This window comes from Rhizobium sp. TAL182, from assembly GCF_002117725.1.
Classification (GTDB): domain Bacteria; phylum Pseudomonadota; class Alphaproteobacteria; order Rhizobiales; family Rhizobiaceae; genus Rhizobium; species Rhizobium esperanzae.
In genome coordinates this window covers 179,087-196,422 of sequence record NZ_CP021026.1, presented here as the reverse complement: position 1 = coordinate 196,422, position 17,336 = coordinate 179,087, and the positions used below count along the sequence as shown (strand labels likewise).

Sequence of the window (17,336 nt, the reverse complement as noted above, 5' to 3'; positions counted from 1 at the left end):
GCGGCTTGAATATATCGTAATACGATATAAATCAACGGATGAAAGCGTGAAGACGAACATGTCTTTTGAACATGCTTCCCTTGACCGGCTGACGCTTGCCCATCTATTCGAGACCGGAAATAACTCCCGCACGGATCACCAACTGCGGACGAGCGGCAGAGGAGAACGAGTTTGAAGAAAGCCGCGCCGCCGCTGAGACGGGAGGATTACGAGGCTCTTGCCGACCTCAGATTCGCACTTCGTCAATTCATGGATTTCAGCGCCTCCGCCGCACAGTCGGAAGGGCTGCCTCCGCAGCAGCACCAGGCTCTGCTGGCGATCAAGGGCCAACGCGGCGAAGCGATGACCATCGGCATGCTGGCCGATAGGCTGATCATCGCCCCCCATACGGCGACCGAGCTTGTCGGGCGGCTGTCGGATGCCGGGCTCGTCGAACGCCATGCCGACCCGGCCGATCGGCGCCGCCAGACGCTCGCCCTGACCGACAAGGCCGACGAGCTTCTGACCAGACTGAGCGCCGTGCATCTGTCAGAAATCAGGGTGATGGCCCCGAAACTGATCGAGCTCCTTCTCGAGCTTCAAAAGACGGCGCCGAAGGCCGAGTGAGTGACAGAGCCGGCAGATGTAGCCATCGTCCCAGCCTGCATCTCGTCGGCCGTCCCTTCAACCGAAGAGCGTGTTCCTGAGGCGATGGATATGCACTGCGCCGATGCCGCAGCAGCCGCCGATGATCGTCGCTCCGGCCTCGGCCCAGGAACAGGCAAAGCGCGAATAGGCATCGTCGTTCAGGTCGTCACGGGTATCGTGCAGGCCTTCATTGGCGGCTGCCTCGCCTGTTTCCCCTTCGAAGGCATTGGCATAGACGCCGATTTCGATGGGAGCATTCCTCTCCCGGAACACCCGCGCCGCCGTCTCGACCGCGCCCTGCATGACCTCGGGCTTGCTGCAATTGAACAGGAAAGCCGCCGCGCCCGACGAAACCGCCCAGGACGCCGCCTCCGCGACGCTTTCGCCGGAGCGGAGTTTCGGCGCGCCGTCCCTGATCGCCGCCTCGTCATCTGCCAAGGTGAAGGAAATCCAGAACGGCTTGCCCGATGCCGCCACCGCCTTGCGGACGGCCTCGCCCTCGGCAATCAGGCTCAAAGTCTCACCGAGCCATAGGTCGACGAAGGGAGCGAGGTTTTCGACCAGCACCTCGAGATAGTCCTGCACCCGCGAAGGCTGAAAATTCTCAGGCTCGTAGGAGCCGAAGATCGGCGGCAGCGAGCCGGCGACCAGCACCTTCCGGTCGGTCGCGCCATCGGCGGCCTCGCGCGCCAGACGACCTGCAAGTCGGATCAGGGCGGGCCCCTCCTGCTGAAAGCGGTCTTCGCCGATATGGAAGGGCACAAGCGCATAGCTGTTCGTCGTGACGATCTCAGAGCCGGCGGCGATGAATTCCCTGTGTACCTCCCGCACGATGTCGGGCGAATTCATCAGCGCCAGCGCCGACCATTCCGGCTGCTTCAGTTCGGCGCCCAGCCGCAGAAGCTCGCGGCTCATGCCGCCATCGAGAATTCGCGTTGTGCTCATGAGGTAGTCTCCATTCAGGCTGTCGCGCCGTTACCGGCAGCGGGCTTTTCAAAACAAAGTGGCGAGCTTTTCGTGGCCTAGCGGCGAACCGGCACCTGCGCTTCGAGACCTCGAAAGACGTGGGCGATCACCGCGGTCAGGGCAAGATAAAAGAGGGTGACGACGATGAGCGGCTCGTAGACGAGCAGCGTGTCCTGGCGAACCTTGTTGGCGACGGCGTAGAGATCCATCACCGTCACCGTAAAGGCGAGCGGCGTCGCTTTGAGCTGCATGACGATTTCCCCGGCGATGGTCGGCAGGGCGATGCGAATGGCGCGCGGCAGCCAGATGCGGCGGGTGAGTTTCCAGGGCGACAGGCCGAAGGCCCGACCGGCTTCGAGCTCACCCTTGGGAACGGCAAGCAGCGCGCCGCGCAGCACTTCAGCCTCATAGGCCGCATAATTCAGCGTGAAGCTGACCGAAGCGAAGAAAAAGCCCTCGCGCAGGATCGGCCAGAACAGGCTCTGGCGGATGCCGGGGATCATGGGCAGCAGCGAGCCGATCCCGTAATAGAGGAGCCAAAGCTGGATGAGCAGCGGCGTGCCGCGGAAGAAGGTGCAGTAGCCGCGGGCGGCAAGCCGCGTCAGCCTGCCGCCGCTGACCTGCGCGAAAGCGAGACCGATGGCGATCACGAAACCGAACACCACGGAAATGACCAGCAGCGCTACGGTCTGCCAGGCGCCGGTCAGAAGCAGCGGCCAATAGGAGGAGATCCAGGTGAAACTCATGGGGCCGCTTTCTTCAGGCAAGGCGCGGCTGTCCCCGCCGCACCCGCCCTTCGATCAGTTTGAAGACGGCGTTGGAAGCGAGTGTGATGGCGAGATAGAGAAGAGCCGAGGCGAGGAAAAAAACGAAGTAGTGCTTGGTGCTTGCCCCGGCGAGACGTGTGGCGAGCGCCAGTTCCTGATAGCCGACGACCGCGACCAGCGCGCTGTCCTTGGTGACCGACATCCACAGATTGGCAAGACCCGGCAGCGCGTTCGGCAACAGCGCCGGCAGCAGGATGCGGCGGAAGCGCAGCACCGGTCCCATGCCGAAAGCCTTGGCGGCTTCGATCTGGCCGACGGGAATGGCAAGGATCGCGCCGCGCAGCACCTCGGTCATATAGGCGCCCTGCACGAAACCGAGCACGGCGACGGCGGCAACGAAACCGTTCACCTCGACCGGCGGCAGGTTGAATACCGCCAGCAGCCGGTTGAGGCCATCGGTTCCGGCATAATAAAGCCCGACGATCAGGATCAGCTCGGGAACAGCGCGAATGACCGTCGTATAGAGATCGAGCACTAGGCGGAGCACTGGATTGCCCGAGAGCTTCCCCAGCGCACCGCCCGTGCCAAGCAGCAGACCGACAGCAAAGGCGCAGGCCGAGATGGCGACCGTGGAGACTGCACCTGCCAAGAGAACGCCGCCCCATCCCGGAGGATAGGGGGACAGCAGGTCCAGAATGCCTTGTTGCGCAGTCGCCATCTCTAGAAGTGCTTACTTCGCGCCGTAAATATCGAAATCGAAGTATTTCTTGGTGATCGTGTCGTACTGGCCGCTGGCGCGCACCGCGGCGATTGCCTTGTTCAGCTTGGCTTTCAATTCGGTATCTTCCTTGCGCAGGCCGCCTGAAACGCCAGCTCCGAGGATCTCCTTGTCGTCGGCGACATCGCCCATGTTAGCGCAGCAATCCTTGCCGGCATCGCTTTTCAGGAAGGCGTCGAGCGCCAGAGAATCGCCGAAGACATAGTCGATGCGGCCGGCAGCGAGGTCTTGGAAAGCCTCGTCGAGCGTCTGGTAGGTCTTTTCCTCGGCGACAGCGGCAAAGTACTTCTTGTAATATTCAGACTGGATCGTCGACACCTGGATGCCGATGGTCTTGCCCTTCACATCCTCGGCCGTGGCGCCCGGCTTCTGGTCCTTGGGGCCGATCAGGGTGCTCGGCGTGTTGTAATATTTGTCGGTGAAGTCGATCACCTTCGAGCGTTCCTCGGTATTCGACATCGACGACCAGATCACGTCGAACTTCTTGCTCTCAAGAGCCGGAATGAGGCCGTCCCAAGAGATCTCGACGATCGAGCACTTCTCCTTCATCTCTTCGCAGACGGCATTCATCAGGTCGATTTCCCATCCCTGCCATTCGCCCGAAGCGTCCTTAGCGAAGAAGGGCGGATAAGATTCGTTCATGACGCCGAAGCGGACTTCGGCCTGTGCCGCGACGGCGGAAAGTGCAAATGCGACGCCGGCGAAAAGCGTGGGGAGCAGTTTCATTCGCAGGATTCTCCTGGTTCGTGTGATGGGTGATGACTGGAAGCGGGGTCAGTGGGCGGTGAGACGAGTGAATTCCCGGCAGCGGGCGCTGACGGGCGCCCCGAAGACTTGCTCCGGCGGGCCTTCCTCCTCGATCCGTCCCTGGTGCAGGAAGAGGACACGGCTCGAGACGTCGCGGGCGAAGCGCATTTCATGCGTGACGATCAGCATCGTCCGGCCCTCTTCCGCCAGATCGCGGATGACTTTCAGCACCTCGCCAACGAGCTCGGGATCGAGCGCCGATGTTGGCTCATCGAACAGCATGACGGCGGGATCGACGCAAAGCGCTCTTGCGATCGCCGCGCGCTGCTGCTGGCCGCCGGAAAGAAAGGCGGGATAGGCATCACGCTTGTCGAAGAGCCCGACCTTGTGCAGCAGGGCTTCTGCCTTTTCGATCGCTTCGCGCCTGGAAACGCCCATGACATGCACCGGCGCCTCGATGACGTTTTCCAGCACGGTCCGATGAGCCCAGAGATTGAAGCTCTGAAAGACCATGCCAAGCCCGGTTCGCAGCCGCTCGATTTGCCGCCAGCTCTGCGGCTGCAGCCGCCCGCCGCGGCCGGTTTTCAGAGCGACCGCCTCGCCGTTCACGGCGATGCGGCCGCGATCCGGCGTTTCTAGAAAATTGATGCATCTGAGGAAGGTGCTCTTGCCAGAACCGGACGACCCGATAATGGAGATGACGTCAGACTTATGGGCCTCGGCCGAAATACCCTTGAGAACCTGTTGCAAGCCGAAGCTTTTATGAAGATCTTCGACGCGAAGAGCAGGAATGGACTGATCCGACATGCATGGGTCCGGCTGAACTGAATTTGCGAAGGATAATGATAAAGCTGCGCGGTTTTTTCGCGCAATTTTTGTCTCTTCTGCGTATTTTGTGCAAAATAATCTTCTTCACGCGGCGAATGCAGCAGAACGCGTAAAATGCTGCGGCAAGATTTGGACTGGATAATGGAACAACTGGATCGTTTTGACCGTGACATCCTCGATATCGTTCAGCGCGACTGCCAGCTGAAGGCCGAAACGATCGCCGAGCGAGTGGGCTTGTCGGTCTCGGCCGTGCAGCGGCGGTTGAAACGCCTGCGCGAGGAAGGGATCATCAAAGCGGAGGTCGCAGTCCTCGACCGGAAGGCGACGGGGACATCGATGGTGTTCATCGTCGGGATGGAGATCGAGCGGGACAATTACGACGCCTTGGCGAAGTTCCGCGTCTGGGCGGAAAAACAGGATCATATCCAGCAGGTCTATTACGTCACCGGCGCGGTCGATCTGATCGCGATCGTTACCGCCCGCGACGTCGAGCATTATGATGACATCGCCGCCCTCATCATGGCTGACAATCCGCAGATCCGCCGCATGCACACCAATGTCGTGCTGCGGGACGTCAAGCTCGGCTTATTCGTGCCGCTGGAATAGCCACCAGCTCGTGCCGCCGGCAAGCTGCTGGACTCATGTCGGACAAAGGGCATAATTCCGGACGCAATTTCGGGAGGAACGAGCCTTGACCCTACGACACCAGATCATCGCATTGGCGATCGTCCCGCTCGTCATTTCGATCCTTGCGATCACCACGTTCATCACCTGGCAATCGGCAAATCTCGCCAAGAACAGCATCGATACGTTCGAGCAGAACATGCTGAAGACGAAGGAAACCGAAATCCTCAACCTGACCAACCTTGCCTTGTCCGCCATCCAGGCGATCTACGACAAGGCCGGTCCCGACGACGAAGCCGCCAAGCAGCGGGTGGCTGAAATTCTGACCTCGCTCGATTACGGCAGGGATGGCTATTTCTTCGTCTATGACTATGACGGCAACAATATCGTCCATCCGCGCCAGAGCTTCCGGCATGGGCAAAATTGGTTGAATCTGACCGATCCTGACGGCGACAAAGTCATTGCCGAGCTGATCGCCACGGCAAAAGCTGGCGGCGGCCTGCATCAGTACAAATGGCAGAAACCGTCGACCGGGCAGATCGCCGACAAGCTCTCCTTCGTCGTCAGCCTCGACAAATGGCACTGGGTGGTGGGAACCGGCGTCTATCTCGATGACGTCTTTGCCCAGAGTGCTGCCGCCAACGCCGTGACGCGCGCCAATATCAGACGAACCTTCGTCATCGTCGCGCTGATTGCCGTACCCTCGGTGCTCGTCGTCTTCACGACCTGCATGCTGCTGACCTTCCATGAGCGCCGTATGGCCGACAGCCGACTCAAGGAGCTGACGCAGCGGGTCATCGATACCCAGGAGGAAGAACGCGCGCGGCTCGCCCGCGAGCTGCACGACGGCATTTCCCAGAACCTTCTCGGAGTGCGCTATGCGATGGATCTCGCCGGCCGCAAGGTCAGGACCAATGTCGACGATGCAGCGCTCACCATCGATCGGGGCGTCGAGGCGCTGAACGGCGCCATCAAGGAAATACGGCGGCTCTCGCACGATCTGCGCCCCCGCGTGCTCGACGATCTCGGCCTGACGGCCGCACTGGAGGCGCTCTGTCATCATTTCGCAGAGCGGACGGGGATTGAGACTGATATCGACGCTTCAGGCTTTACCGGCACGCTGAAAGCCGAGGCCAACACCGCCCTCTATCGCGTCGCCCAAGAAGCCTTCAACAATGTCGAGCGGCACTCGGGCGCCTCGACGCTTTCGGTGAAGCTCTGGTGCGACGGCGGCCGCGCCCGCATGACGATTTCAGACAACGGCACCGGCTTCGACGGCAGCAAGGACGGCGCAGCCGGCGGATCAGGCCTAGGGCTGCGCAACATGCAGGAGCGGATGGCCCACTTCCGGGGCCTGCTGCTCATCAACAGCAGCGAGTCCGGCACGACGCTGACGGCAATGATGCCGAGGTCGGCCAATCTGCCGGCCGGCAAGCTGGCGGAAGCCGCATGACCGAACGGCCGAAAATCAGGGTTCTCCTGATCGACAACCATCCGCTGGTGCTGGACGGGTTGAAAGCCGTGCTCGAGACATTCGACCATATCGAAGTCGCCGGCACCGCCGGGCTTGCGCAAACTGGCCTCGATATCGCCCGACAGGTCCAGCCGCAGGTGGTGCTGATGGACATCAACATGCCGAAACTCAGCGGCATCGATGCGATCGAACTGTTCAGGAGCGAGCTTCCCCAGGCCCGTGTCGTAATGCTCTCCATGCATGACAGCCGCGAATATATCTCCTCCTCGGTCATGCATGGCGCTGCCGGATACGTACTCAAAGATGTTTCGACCGACGAGATCGTCTCGGCCATCGACACCGTGGCGGCCGGGGGCACCTATTTCTCCTCGGGCGTCTTCGACGCGCTGATGGGCGAACGCGCAGACGAGGGCAGTGATCCCCTGACGCCTCGCGAGCGCGACATTCTCGGGCTGATCGTTGCCGGCAGGAGCAACAGGGAGATCGCCGAAGCGCTCGGTATAACCGCCGCCACGGCGGAAACGCACCGCAAGAACCTCAAGAAGAAGCTCGGCATCGCCACCACGGCCGGCCTCATCCGCTATGCGCTCGATCACGGTATCGTCTCGAAAATCAGTGGAAACCCGCGCCTACCCACTTCTGGGTAGGCCCCGGCATTTCAGCCCCGTGCCCATCTTGTGAGGACAAAACCGACGCCATAGGACTCCATCCGCGGCTGGCCAAGTGTCAGTCGCTGGGAGGAATTCACATGCGTTACATCCGCTTTCGATCGGCTGGAAAGATCGAGCGATCCGAACCGCGCTCGCCGCGGCCGCCGACTGACAGACCTGCCTTCCACGCCGACAACTGGAACATGGCGACCGCCGCCCGCGGCGCCTGAAAGGGATCCCGACATGGAAAAACCACATAGCAAGGCAGCGCTCTGGCTGCTGATCATTCCGTACGTAGGGCTGCTCTGGCCGCCATTTTACAATCTTCGCGAGCCGTCGCTTTTCGGCTTCCCCTTCTTCTACTGGTATCAGCTTCTCTGGGTACCGATCACGGCGACGCTGACCTGGATCGCCTATCGGAGCGTTCGCCATGACGACTGACATCAACGGCACGGCGCTCGCCGTCTTCATCTTCTTCTTCGCTCTCGTCACCGTCATGGGCTTCGTTGCCAGCCGCTGGCGCAAGCCCGAGACGCTCGCCCATATCGATGAATGGGGCCTCGGCGGGCGCAACTTCGGCACCTGGATCACCTGGTTCCTCGTCGGCGGCGACTTCTATACCGCCTATACAGTCATCGCCGTCCCGGCGCTTGTCTATACCGTCGGCGCCTACGGTTTCTTCGCGCTGCCCTATACGATCGTCGTCTATCCCTTCGTCTTCATGGTCATGCCGGTGCTGTGGAAGCGCGCCAAGGAATTCGGCTATGTGACAGCAGCCGACGTCGTTCACGGCCAGTACGGATCGCGCGGTCTCGAACTCGCGGTCGCGGCAACCGGCGTCATCGCCACCATGCCTTACATCGCCCTCCAGCTCGTCGGCATGACGGCGGTCCTGAAGGCGCTCGGGCTGCATGGCGAACTGCCGCTGGCGATCGCCTTCATCGTGCTGGCGCTCTATACCTATTCGGCGGGCCTGCGCGCTCCGGCGCTGATCGCCTTCGTCAAGGACATCATGATCTATATCGTGGTGATCGCGGCGGTCGCTCTGATCCCGTCGAAGCTCGGCGGTTATGCCAATGTCTTCGCCTCGGCCGATGCGGCCTTCCAGGCCAAAGGCTCCGGCAGCCTGCTGCTCGGCGGCAACCAGTATGTCGCCTATGCTACGCTCGCTCTCGGCTCGGCGCTTGCAGCCTTCATGTATCCGCATACTCTGACCGGCATCTTTGCCTCCAACAGCGGCAAGACGATCCGCAAGAACGCGATCATGCTGCCCGCCTATACGCTGCTGCTCGGCCTGCTGGCGCTGCTCGGCTATATGGGCCATGCCGCCAATCTGAAGCTCGATAGCGCCAATGACGTCGTTCCCACCCTGTTCAAGACGCTGTTTTCGGGCTGGTTCTCCGGCTTCGCCTTTGCGGCGATCGCCATCGGCGCACTGGTGCCGGCAGCGGTGATGAGCATCGGCGCCGCCAACCTCTTCACCCGCAATTTCTGGAAGGCCTATGTCGATTCCAAGGTCAGCGATGCGGGCGAAGCCAAGGTCGCGAAGGTGACGTCGCTGGTGGTGAAGGTCGGCGCACTTCTCGTCATCATCTTCCTCCCGACTCAGTTCGCCCTCGACCTGCAGCTGCTCGGCGGCATCTGGATCCTGCAGACGCTTCCGGCCCTGGTCTTCGGCCTCTACACCAACTGGTTCCGTGCGCCCGGGCTGCTTGCCGGCTGGTTCGTCGGGTTCTGCGGCGGCACCTTCCTCGTCTGGGACGCCGGCTGGAAGCCGCTGCACCTGATCAGCCTCGGCGGCGAACCCTTCACCGTCTACACCGGACTGCTGGCGCTCGCAGCAAATATCGGCGTCGCCGTCATCGTCAACGCCCTGCTACCGTCCAAGGTCCCCGCCCGGGCGTAAACCAAAAAATACGAAGGGCAGCAATCGCTGCCCTTCATCACTTCATTTTCGGCAGATTGCCGTGTGGTTCAGAACTCTTCCCAATCGCCGGCCAATGCCGCGTTCCCCTAGGTTGCATTCCCCTGGAACGACCTGCCGACCTTGGCAATCATCTGGCGCGCCGGCGAAGCCACGGGCTGAGCATGCTGTGCCGCGGGAGCCGGCTGCGATATGCGCCTCGATGCCACTGCTCCACCGATGTTGAACTGGCCCAGGAGCTGGAACAATGCGTCGGCTTCCTTGGCGAGTTTGTGAGCGGCGGCCGTGGCCTCTTCCACCATGGCGGCGTTCTGCTGGGTGCCCTGATCCATCCTGTTGACGGCGGTATTGATTTCCTTCAGCCCGGTCGCCTGCTCCTGCGAGGCGCCGACGATGGCGCCGACATTGCCGTCGACCTGCTGCACCTGTACCGCAATCTCCTGCAGGGCCTTCCCGGTTTCGCCAACCAGGGCGACACCGTTTTTCACATGGCCGTTCGACGCGTTGATCAGCTCCTTGATTTCCTTTGCCGCCTTGGCGGAACGCTGCGCCAGTTCGCGTACTTCCTGGGCAACAACGGCAAAACCCTTGCCGGCTTCACCGGCGCGGGCCGCCTCGACGCCGGCGTTCAGCGCCAGCAGGTTGGTCTGGAAGGCGATCTCGTCGATGACGCCGATGATGCTGCCGATTTCGGTGGCGGAGGATTCGATCTTGCCCATGGCATCGACCGCGTCACGGACGACGCTGCCCGAGCGCTCCGCATTGTCCTTCGTCTTGCGGACGAGCTGGCCAGCCTCCTGAGCCCTGTTGCTGGAGTCGGCAACGGTGGTCGTGATCTCTTCCAGGGCAGCGGCGGTCTCCTCGACGGAGGCGGCCTGCTGCTCGGTCCGCTTGGCGAGATCATCCGAAGCGGAGCGGATCTCCTGTGCGCCGGCCGCGATGGCGCTGGCGTTCTCGGCAACCTTCTGCATGGCGGCACGGAGCTTCTCGACCGCGGAATTGAAGTCGGCTCTGAGTTTTTCCAGGGACGGGATGAACGGCGTGCCGATCTGCTGCGTGAGATCGCCATGGGCCAGCGCCTGCAATGCACTGCCAAGCTGGCCGACAGCCCGGTCCGTCTGCTCGGCAAGGGTGCGGCGCTCCTCGGCATCCTGTTCGAGCCGGTGCCGTTCCGCCACAGCCCGTCTGGCTTCCGCATCGGCTTCCCGCTCCGCCTTTGCCGAAATGGCGTCGCGCAATCCCGCGACGGCGCGGGCGAGCTTGCCGATCTCGTCGCCACGCGCTTCGAGGCGACGATCGCCATCGAGATTGCCTTCCGCCATCGCTTTCAGCGAAAGCTGTAGTTTTGCCAGCGGACCAACGATCGTGCGCGCGGTAACGACCGCGGCGAGGACGGAAAGAACAGCCGCGATGCCGAGCGCCGTCAGAACGATCGGCTTGAAGCCGCTCGCCGTGCTGCGGACGTCTCCGCCGATCGATTTGTTCAATGCTTCCTGGTAGTCGATGAACTTGTTGATGGCGCCAAGCCAGGCAATGAAGGCTGGCCGCGCCTGTTCGAGCAGGATCTTGCGGGCAGCCTCGCCGTCGCCCTTCTCCTGTAGCGCGATGATCTGGGCGACCAGGGGATTGGTTTTTGCCTGTATGTCGGCGATCTCCTTCAGAATGGACCTTTCCTGGTCGGTCGCGCCAGCCGGGGAGGCGACCATATCAGCCATGCGTTTTTCGTTTTCGGCGTAGGATGCCGCCAGCTTTTCGATCAGTGCCTCGGCCGCCCTGCGTTCATCGACAGACGTCACCAGGGTCACGTCGCGAACGGCGATCGCCCGATCGTGCACGCTGCCGCGATAGTTGATGGCGAACCGCTGCTTGACACTGTTGACGTCGTTGATTGTTTGAAGATTGCTGTTGATCTCGGCGACCTTCACCGTTGCGTAGATGCTCAGGCCGGCCATCAGCAAGATCAGGAAGCTGAAGCCAAGAGCGAGACGCACCGCAATCCCGGAATTCTTAATGCTGTTCATTACCACTCTCCGTCGCATGGGAGGTTTGTCACAGGTGTCATTGCTGCCAGGATCGTCGGCGCATCTGGCGCAAATGCGGGAGCTCTTTGGCCGGAGCGCGCACACAATAGGCGGCAGCACATCCAATGTGCGGGCCTCTATCAAGCTGCCAAAGCCGATTTCATGCGCGATCCGGATGCCCGATCGCCCTCATGGCGTAGGTGACCATCTCTGGGACGTCGCTCCGATAAGTTAAACGGTAAGAGGATATCCTTTAGGGAATGTAAACGGGGTGAGCGGAGCGCCAGTATGCTGCGCCGTTCGTATATTTTGCGGCGTTTTTCTGCGGAGAATGGATAAATGGCGGTATGCTTGGTTGCCCGATGCAGTCGCCATCCATCCTATGTTTCAGATACACTGGTTCTGATCTTCTTGCCCGGCGCCAGGTACCGGCGCCTTCGGCTTATTTACGCAGCAGCGGCAAAAGCTGGTTGCCTTGCCGCTTGATCTCGGAGAGATAGGGCGTATCGGACAACACGAAATGCGTGATCCCCAGATCCTGGTATTTGCGCAGCGAGCGGGCGACGTCGTCCGCTGAACCGACCAGCCAAGTGGTGCCTGCACCACCGCCGCCGAATTTTCCCGGAGCGGTATAGAGATTATCGTCGAGCACGTCGCCGCGCTCGTAAAGATCGAGCAGCCGCTGCTGACCGACGGCAAGCGCGCGTTGGTGATCGTGCCAGCCGGTGCCGTTGCTCCTTGCCATCTCGGCGACCTTCGCCTCAGCCTCGGCCCAGGCCTCGTCCGTCGTGTCGCGGACCAGCGTCGTTATTCGCAGCCCGAATTCCAGCGGCGGGAGGTCGCGGTCGAGCTCTCGGCTCAGTTTTTTAAGTCGCCCGATCCGTTCCTGGACGCCCTCGAGCGGCTCGCCCCAGAAAAGCTGGACATCGGCCTCTGTGGCAGCCACCCGTTCGGCCGCTTCGGAGGCGCCGCCAAAATAGAGTTTCGGGTGCCGGCGGTCGCCGCGCTCCTCGATGGGCGGCACCACAGTGGATTCGGCAACCCGGAAATGATCGCCTGCCCAGGTGACATTTTCTTCAGTCCATAGTCTGCGGACCAGCCGCATGAACTCCTTTGTTCTGCTATAGCGATGCGCCTGATCGCCCTCGCTATCGCCATAAGCCGCCAGGTTGTCCTTGCCCGAGACGATATTGATTCGCACCCGGCCTCCAGTCAGGTGGTCGAGCGTCGCCGCCGCGGAAGCGAAGTTTGCCGGCCGCCAATAACCCGGTCGGATGGCAATGAGCGGTTCGAAGGTGGTGGTCCGCACGGCCAGCGAGGCCGCGACGGTGAAGGTATCGGGACGGCCCCAGCCGGTGCCGAGGAGCGCGCCCTTCCAGCCATGCTCCTCCAGCGCCTTCGCATGGCTGGTCAGCGTCTCCAGGCTATTGTGACTTTCGACGGTGGTATCGCCGCGATGGCCGGGCCTGACGTCGTTCGGAATATACCACAGAAATTCGGAATGATTACTCATGCTACGCCGCGGGTCTGGTGATCGGAAAGGCTGGCTGCAGAAACGATGCGTGGCAGGATGGAATATTATCCACTAAATACGTAGACTATTTAATTTGTTAATGGCATCACTAATAAAAAATTTTGCCAGAGCGCGCAGCCGCATCGGACATCAGCGGATTGTCGATGCACGGGAAAAAAAAATGCGCCTGAGATCCTTGTCCGCAGGCGCTTCTCGGCAAGCTTGATCGCCAGCATCCTCGATGTCAGGCAGTGGCCGGCGGGTATTCATTGGCCTGGAATATGTGATGATGCACCTTGCCGGTGAAGAGCTCCAGAAGCTCGCCGGTGACCTCGCGGCTCTCAAAACGCACGTCGGAGAGAAGCGCCGCGTTCACAGCCTCCATGTGAGGATAGCGAATGGCGAGCGCCATGGCATAAATCGGCGCGCCTTCGTCGCGCTCCATTCCATCCAGCACTCGGATTTCCTCCGCGCCCGGAAATTTCGTCCAGAGCGGGACAAGGCGCTGTCTCACAAAGTCGCGAAATTCCTCTTCCCGGCCGGGATGGATTTCGCCTTCAAACAAAGCGTAGCGAATGATCATAGGTTCTCTTTTCCAAAACTCGGGGAGCCGGATCGATGTCGAGGTGATGAAATGAGGGGAGGGCGTATCGGTCGATGCGCCCTCGGGAACGCTTATTTTCCCCAGATTTTCTTATATTGATCGCGGTAGCCGTTATCGGGATCGAAGCTGTTCTTCGGTCCGCCGTCGAATTCGACGTTCGCGCTGGTGACCACGTGAAGCGGCGACACGTAGCCCGACCATGGCGCGCCGGCGAAGGCCCGGTTGAGTTCATCGACCAGCTGCCAGCCCTGGAGATTGAGCGGCTCAGCGACCGTGACGGCCTGGTATTGCTTGGCGCGAATGCGCTGATAGGCGCTCTCCGAGCCGTCACCGGCTGCGACATTCACCGGCTTTCCGTCGCCGGCAATGCCGGCCGAAGCGAGCGAGGGTCCCATGAAGTCATAATAGAGGTCGTTGATCGCCAGCGAGTGCGTCCACTTGGCGCCGTACTTCTGCAAGAGCGACGTGGTGAGCTGCGGCATGCGCTGGGAGGTTTCGGCGATTGGCGTGTCGACATATTCGAGGACGGTGCCGCCGAGATCCTCGATCTCCTTCTTCATCCGGTCGGCCTTGGCGATCGCGATCGCATAGGTGGAGTCGGTGAAGATGATGACGCCCGGCTTGCCGCCGGCGTCGGCGAAGGCCCAGTCTGCCGCCGATTTCGACACTTCCATCGCATCGGTGGTGACATTGGCAAAGACGCCGACCTCAGGAACCGGGCCGACCGCCGAGGCGGCGTGCCAGGAAACCATCGGAATGCCGGCCGCCTTGGCCGCTTCCATAGCCGGCTTCTGTTCGACCGCGTCGAAACCGTTGATGATAATACCATCCGGCTTCAGTGCCATGGCCTGGCCGAAAGCCGCCGTGCGCCCGCCGATCGAACCGGCGCCGTCGAGCACCTTCACCGTCCAGCCCAATGCGCCTGCCGCCTCCTGAACGCCATTGGCCACACCGAGGATGCCGCCGTTCTTCATATCGGCGGCAAGGATGACGATGTTCTTGCCGCTCGCACCCTTGGGGCCGCTGGTCGGGCCATCCCATGCGCTCACCTTGGACGCATATTTGTCGACCACGGCCTTGGCGTCAGCCATCGAATCCGCCATTGCCGGCACACTGAGCATAAGAGCGACGGTTGCAACCGTTGCCCGCATTAAAGTTCTGCGCTTCATGTTCACTCCTCCATTTTGTTTGCTATGAAATGCCGGTGAGCCGGCATCCTCATTTGGATGCGGGTGTGATCCTCCTCACAGCTCCGCGCTTGCGCTGGGCGTAGCCTGCAATGCCGATGGCAATCAGCAGAGTCACGCCGTTGAACAGCGGTTCGACGAAGAACGACCCGCCGAATTGCTGAATTCCAGAAATGCCGACCGCCAGGATGATGACACCGATCAAGGTGCCCCAGACGTTCACCCGGCCCGGCTTGATCGTCGTCGATCCGAGAAATGCGCCGACAAGCGCCGGCAGCAGATATTCGAGGCCGACGCTCGCCTGGCCGATGCGCAGCTTCGAGGCGAGCAGGACACCGGTCAGGGCCGCCAGCAGGCCTGATGTGACGAATGCGCCGATCACGAATTTCCGCACCGGAATACCGTTGAGCGCGGCGGCCTTGGGATTGGCGCCGATGGCATAGAGATAACGGCCGATCGGCAGGTATTCGAGCACGATCCACATGCAGATGGCGATCAGCAGCACGTAGAAGCCGGTGATCGGCAGGCCGAACAGCATGGTGCCGTTCAGCGCATAGAATCCCTCAGGCAGGACACCGACCACCTGCCGGCCGCCGGTGTGCCAGAGAGCGAGCGCATAGAGGACTGTTCCCGTGCCGAGGGTGGCGATGAAGCTGTCGATCTTCGCCACTTCGACCAGCAGGCCGTTGATGAAGCCGGTGAGGACGCCGAGGGCAAGCACGATGACAACCGCCACCGGCCAGGGCAGGCCGTAGACCGTCTGCAGGCTGATGGCGAGAATGTGCCAGAGCACGATGCCGTAACCGACGGTCAGATCGATGCGCCCCGACGCCATCGGAATCATCGCGGCGAGCGACAGAAGCGCGATGATCGCCTTGTCGGAGACGATCGAGCGGACGTTCAAGAGGGTCGGAAAGGTATCGGGCAGCATGATCGAGAAGAGCAGGATCAGGCCGACGGTCAGGATCACCAGCCCGTAAACGGGGATCAGGCGCCCGATCTTCTGTCCTGTGGACAACCCGGCCATTTCGCTCTTGGTCGGCTCCAGCGCCGTGGATTCAATGGATTGCATGGCTGTTCTCCCGATGGCTTAAGCGGCCTCCGATGCGGACGCGGCCGTGATGACCGCCTCCGTCGTGAGCGCACTTCCAGTCAGTTCGCTGACGATTTTGCCGCGCGAGAAAACCAGCGCGCGGTGGCAGATATGGGCGATTTCCTCGAAATCCGTCGAGACCACGACGACCGCAAGACCGGCTTCCAGCGCCTGGGTGATCAGGCGGTAGATTTCGGCGCGCGCGCCGATGTCGACGCCTGCGGTCGGGTCTTCCGCGACCAGCAGCTTGCGGCCGGTCGCCAGCCAGCGACCGACAACGACCTTCTGCTGGTTGCCGCCCGACAGCGCCTCGACAGGCAGATCCGGATCGTTCGGCCTGAGACCGACGGAATGACCGATCGCATGGGCAAGATCGGCTTCGCCGCGCGGCGACAGGAAGGAGAAAATCCCGCGGCCGACGGCGCCAGGATTGAGATAGGTATTTTCCCGAATGGACAGCGACAGTGCGACGGATTCCTCCGTCCGGTCACGGGCAATCAGACCGATGCCCGAGGCCATCGCCCGCCGCGGGCTTGAAAGATCCGGCGCCTCGCCATGCAGCAGCACCGAGCCGTTGAAGGGCTCGCAGCCGAACAAGGCCCGGCCGATCCGTTCCTGACCGGCGCCGCGCAGGCCGGCGAGGCCCAGAAGTTCGCCCTGTCTTATATCGAAGGATATCGGGCTCGTGCCGGCGCAGACGAGATCGCGCACTTTGACGATCGCCTTGCCGGGCCTGATCTCGGTCTTCGAAAAGAGACTGTCGCCGCTGCGGCCGATGATCATCGTCACCAGTTCGTCGGGCGTGGTCTCGCTGACGGGCTTCTGTCCGACCATGCATCCATCGCGCAGCACGGCGACGCGATCGGCGATGCGGAAAATCTCGTCCAGCCTGTGGGAGACATAGATCATGCCGACGCCGCGCTCCTTCAGGGGGCGAATGGCGTTGAACAGCCGATCGACTTCATCGGCGGGCAGGCTCGCCGTCGGCTCGTCGAGCACCAGAACATCGGCTTCGACGGCAAGCGCACGGGCGATGGCGACGAGCGATTTTTCGGTGCGCGACAGGGCCGAGACGCGCGTCGTCGGATCGAAGTCGCAGCCGACCAGTTTTAGCGCTTCCTTGGCCCGCGCCTGCGTCCTTCCCCAGTCGATCAGGCCGCTGCGCATCGAGAAGCCCTGCGACAAGCCCATATTCTCGCCGACCGTCATCCACTCGATCAGACCGAGATCCTGATGGATGAAGGCGACCGGCTGGCGCTCGTTCGGTTTCGGCGGGCGATGATGGTAGCTCTGGCCGCGAAAGAGGATGTCGCCATGATCCGGTTTGTAGATGCCGGCAAGCGTCTTGATCAGCGTCGATTTCCCGGCGCCGTTTTCGCCCAGCAGCGCCAGGATCTCGCCCTCGCGCAGATCGATCGATACGTCACGCAGCGCCTGCGTGCCGCCGAAGCTCTTGGTGATCGATTGGAACTCCAGCAGTCTCTTGGCTTCCACTGTGGCTCCTCCCAAAGCTGCAGCTGTCCTTACGAAAAT

Annotated in this window: 18 protein-coding genes; 7 read left to right on the top strand and 11 right to left on the bottom strand. The window is 61.7% G+C overall.

Annotated elements, in window-relative coordinates; genetic code table 11:
* Positions 1–171: 171 nt before the first annotated feature.
* The gene (locus Tal182_RS23925) at positions 172–606 is read left to right on the top strand and encodes a helix-turn-helix domain-containing protein (protein WP_064811901.1); all 435 of its coding nucleotides are present in this window, start codon (positions 172–174) and stop codon (positions 604–606) included.
* A 57-nt stretch (positions 607–663) separates the two neighbouring features.
* Here Tal182_RS23925 and Tal182_RS23920 read toward each other — a convergent pair whose 3' ends face one another.
* The 5 genes from Tal182_RS23920 to Tal182_RS23900 form a co-directional block, all read right to left on the bottom strand.
* Entirely contained in the window at positions 664–1,572 is a 909-nt protein-coding gene (locus Tal182_RS23920) for a homocysteine S-methyltransferase family protein (RefSeq protein WP_085861271.1), read from the bottom strand.
* Between the two features lie 77 nt (positions 1,573–1,649).
* The gene (locus Tal182_RS23915; RefSeq protein ID WP_085861270.1) at positions 1,650–2,339 is read right to left on the bottom strand and encodes an ABC transporter permease; all 690 of its coding nucleotides are present in this window, start codon (positions 2,337–2,339) and stop codon (positions 1,650–1,652) included.
* Between the two features lie 13 nt (positions 2,340–2,352).
* Positions 2,353–3,078 carry an ABC transporter permease subunit gene (locus tag Tal182_RS23910; protein ID WP_064807027.1) on the bottom strand — a complete coding sequence of 242 codons (726 nt, stop codon included), beginning with the start codon at positions 3,076–3,078 and terminating at the stop codon, positions 2,353–2,355.
* A gap of 12 nt (positions 3,079–3,090) precedes the next feature.
* Positions 3,091–3,864 carry a transporter substrate-binding domain-containing protein gene (locus tag Tal182_RS23905; RefSeq protein WP_085861269.1) on the bottom strand — a complete coding sequence of 258 codons (774 nt, stop codon included), beginning with the start codon at positions 3,862–3,864 and terminating at the stop codon, positions 3,091–3,093.
* A 48-nt stretch (positions 3,865–3,912) separates the two neighbouring features.
* Complete coding sequence (locus Tal182_RS23900) at positions 3,913–4,692, bottom strand: ATP-binding cassette domain-containing protein (RefSeq protein ID WP_064807025.1); 780 nt, start codon at positions 4,690–4,692, stop codon at positions 3,913–3,915.
* Positions 4,693–4,854: 162 nt separating this feature from the next.
* On the opposite strand from Tal182_RS23900, the gene Tal182_RS23895 reads away from it, so the two are divergent.
* The 6 genes from Tal182_RS23895 (at position 4,855) to mctP (ending at position 9,367) form a co-directional block, all read left to right on the top strand.
* Positions 4,855–5,319: an Lrp/AsnC family transcriptional regulator gene (locus tag Tal182_RS23895; protein WP_064807195.1), complete on the top strand. Its 465-nt coding sequence runs from the start codon at positions 4,855–4,857 to the stop codon at positions 5,317–5,319.
* Between the two features lie 85 nt (positions 5,320–5,404).
* Positions 5,405–6,790: a cache domain-containing protein gene (locus tag Tal182_RS23890; protein WP_085861268.1), complete on the top strand. Its 1,386-nt coding sequence runs from the start codon at positions 5,405–5,407 to the stop codon at positions 6,788–6,790.
* Positions 6,787–7,458: a response regulator transcription factor gene (locus Tal182_RS23885; RefSeq protein ID WP_064807022.1), complete on the top strand. Its 672-nt coding sequence runs from the start codon at positions 6,787–6,789 to the stop codon at positions 7,456–7,458. The genes Tal182_RS23890 and Tal182_RS23885 overlap by 4 nt, the downstream gene beginning before the upstream one ends.
* Positions 7,459–7,559: 101 nt before the next feature.
* On the top strand, positions 7,560–7,691 hold the full coding sequence (locus Tal182_RS33125) for a hypothetical protein (protein WP_280952441.1): 132 nt from the start codon (positions 7,560–7,562) through the stop codon (positions 7,689–7,691).
* 13 nt (positions 7,692–7,704) lie between these two features.
* Complete coding sequence (locus Tal182_RS23880) at positions 7,705–7,902, top strand: DUF3311 domain-containing protein (RefSeq protein ID WP_085861267.1); 198 nt, start codon at positions 7,705–7,707, stop codon at positions 7,900–7,902.
* Entirely contained in the window at positions 7,892–9,367 is a 1,476-nt protein-coding gene (gene mctP, locus Tal182_RS23875; protein WP_085861266.1) for a sodium:solute symporter family monocarboxylate transporter, read from the top strand. Before Tal182_RS23880 ends, mctP begins: the two co-directional genes overlap by 11 nt.
* A 107-nt stretch (positions 9,368–9,474) precedes the next feature.
* Here the strand turns inward: mctP and Tal182_RS23870 are convergent, their stop codons facing one another.
* The 6 genes from Tal182_RS23870 to Tal182_RS23840 all read right to left on the bottom strand — a co-directional run bounded on the left by Tal182_RS23870 (position 9,475) and on the right by Tal182_RS23840 (position 17,297).
* Positions 9,475–11,406 carry a methyl-accepting chemotaxis protein gene (locus Tal182_RS23870; RefSeq protein WP_085861265.1) on the bottom strand — a complete coding sequence of 644 codons (1,932 nt, stop codon included), beginning with the start codon at positions 11,404–11,406 and terminating at the stop codon, positions 9,475–9,477.
* Between the two features lie 442 nt (positions 11,407–11,848).
* Positions 11,849–12,919: an LLM class flavin-dependent oxidoreductase gene (locus tag Tal182_RS23860; protein WP_085861264.1), complete on the bottom strand. Its 1,071-nt coding sequence runs from the start codon at positions 12,917–12,919 to the stop codon at positions 11,849–11,851.
* A gap of 244 nt (positions 12,920–13,163) precedes the next feature.
* Complete coding sequence (locus tag Tal182_RS23855; protein ID WP_085861263.1) at positions 13,164–13,502, bottom strand: hypothetical protein; 339 nt, start codon at positions 13,500–13,502, stop codon at positions 13,164–13,166.
* Positions 13,503–13,594: 92 nt separating this feature from the next.
* Positions 13,595–14,692 (bottom strand): substrate-binding domain-containing protein, encoded by a 1,098-nt coding sequence (locus Tal182_RS23850; RefSeq protein ID WP_064807016.1) that lies wholly within the window; start codon positions 14,690–14,692, stop codon positions 13,595–13,597.
* A gap of 49 nt (positions 14,693–14,741) precedes the next feature.
* A complete protein-coding gene (locus Tal182_RS23845; RefSeq protein ID WP_085861262.1) occupies positions 14,742–15,782 on the bottom strand; it encodes an ABC transporter permease in 1,041 nt (346 codons plus the stop codon).
* An 18-nt stretch (positions 15,783–15,800) separates the two neighbouring features.
* A complete protein-coding gene (locus Tal182_RS23840; RefSeq protein ID WP_085861261.1) occupies positions 15,801–17,297 on the bottom strand; it encodes a sugar ABC transporter ATP-binding protein in 1,497 nt (498 codons plus the stop codon).
* Positions 17,298–17,336 lie beyond the last annotated feature (39 nt).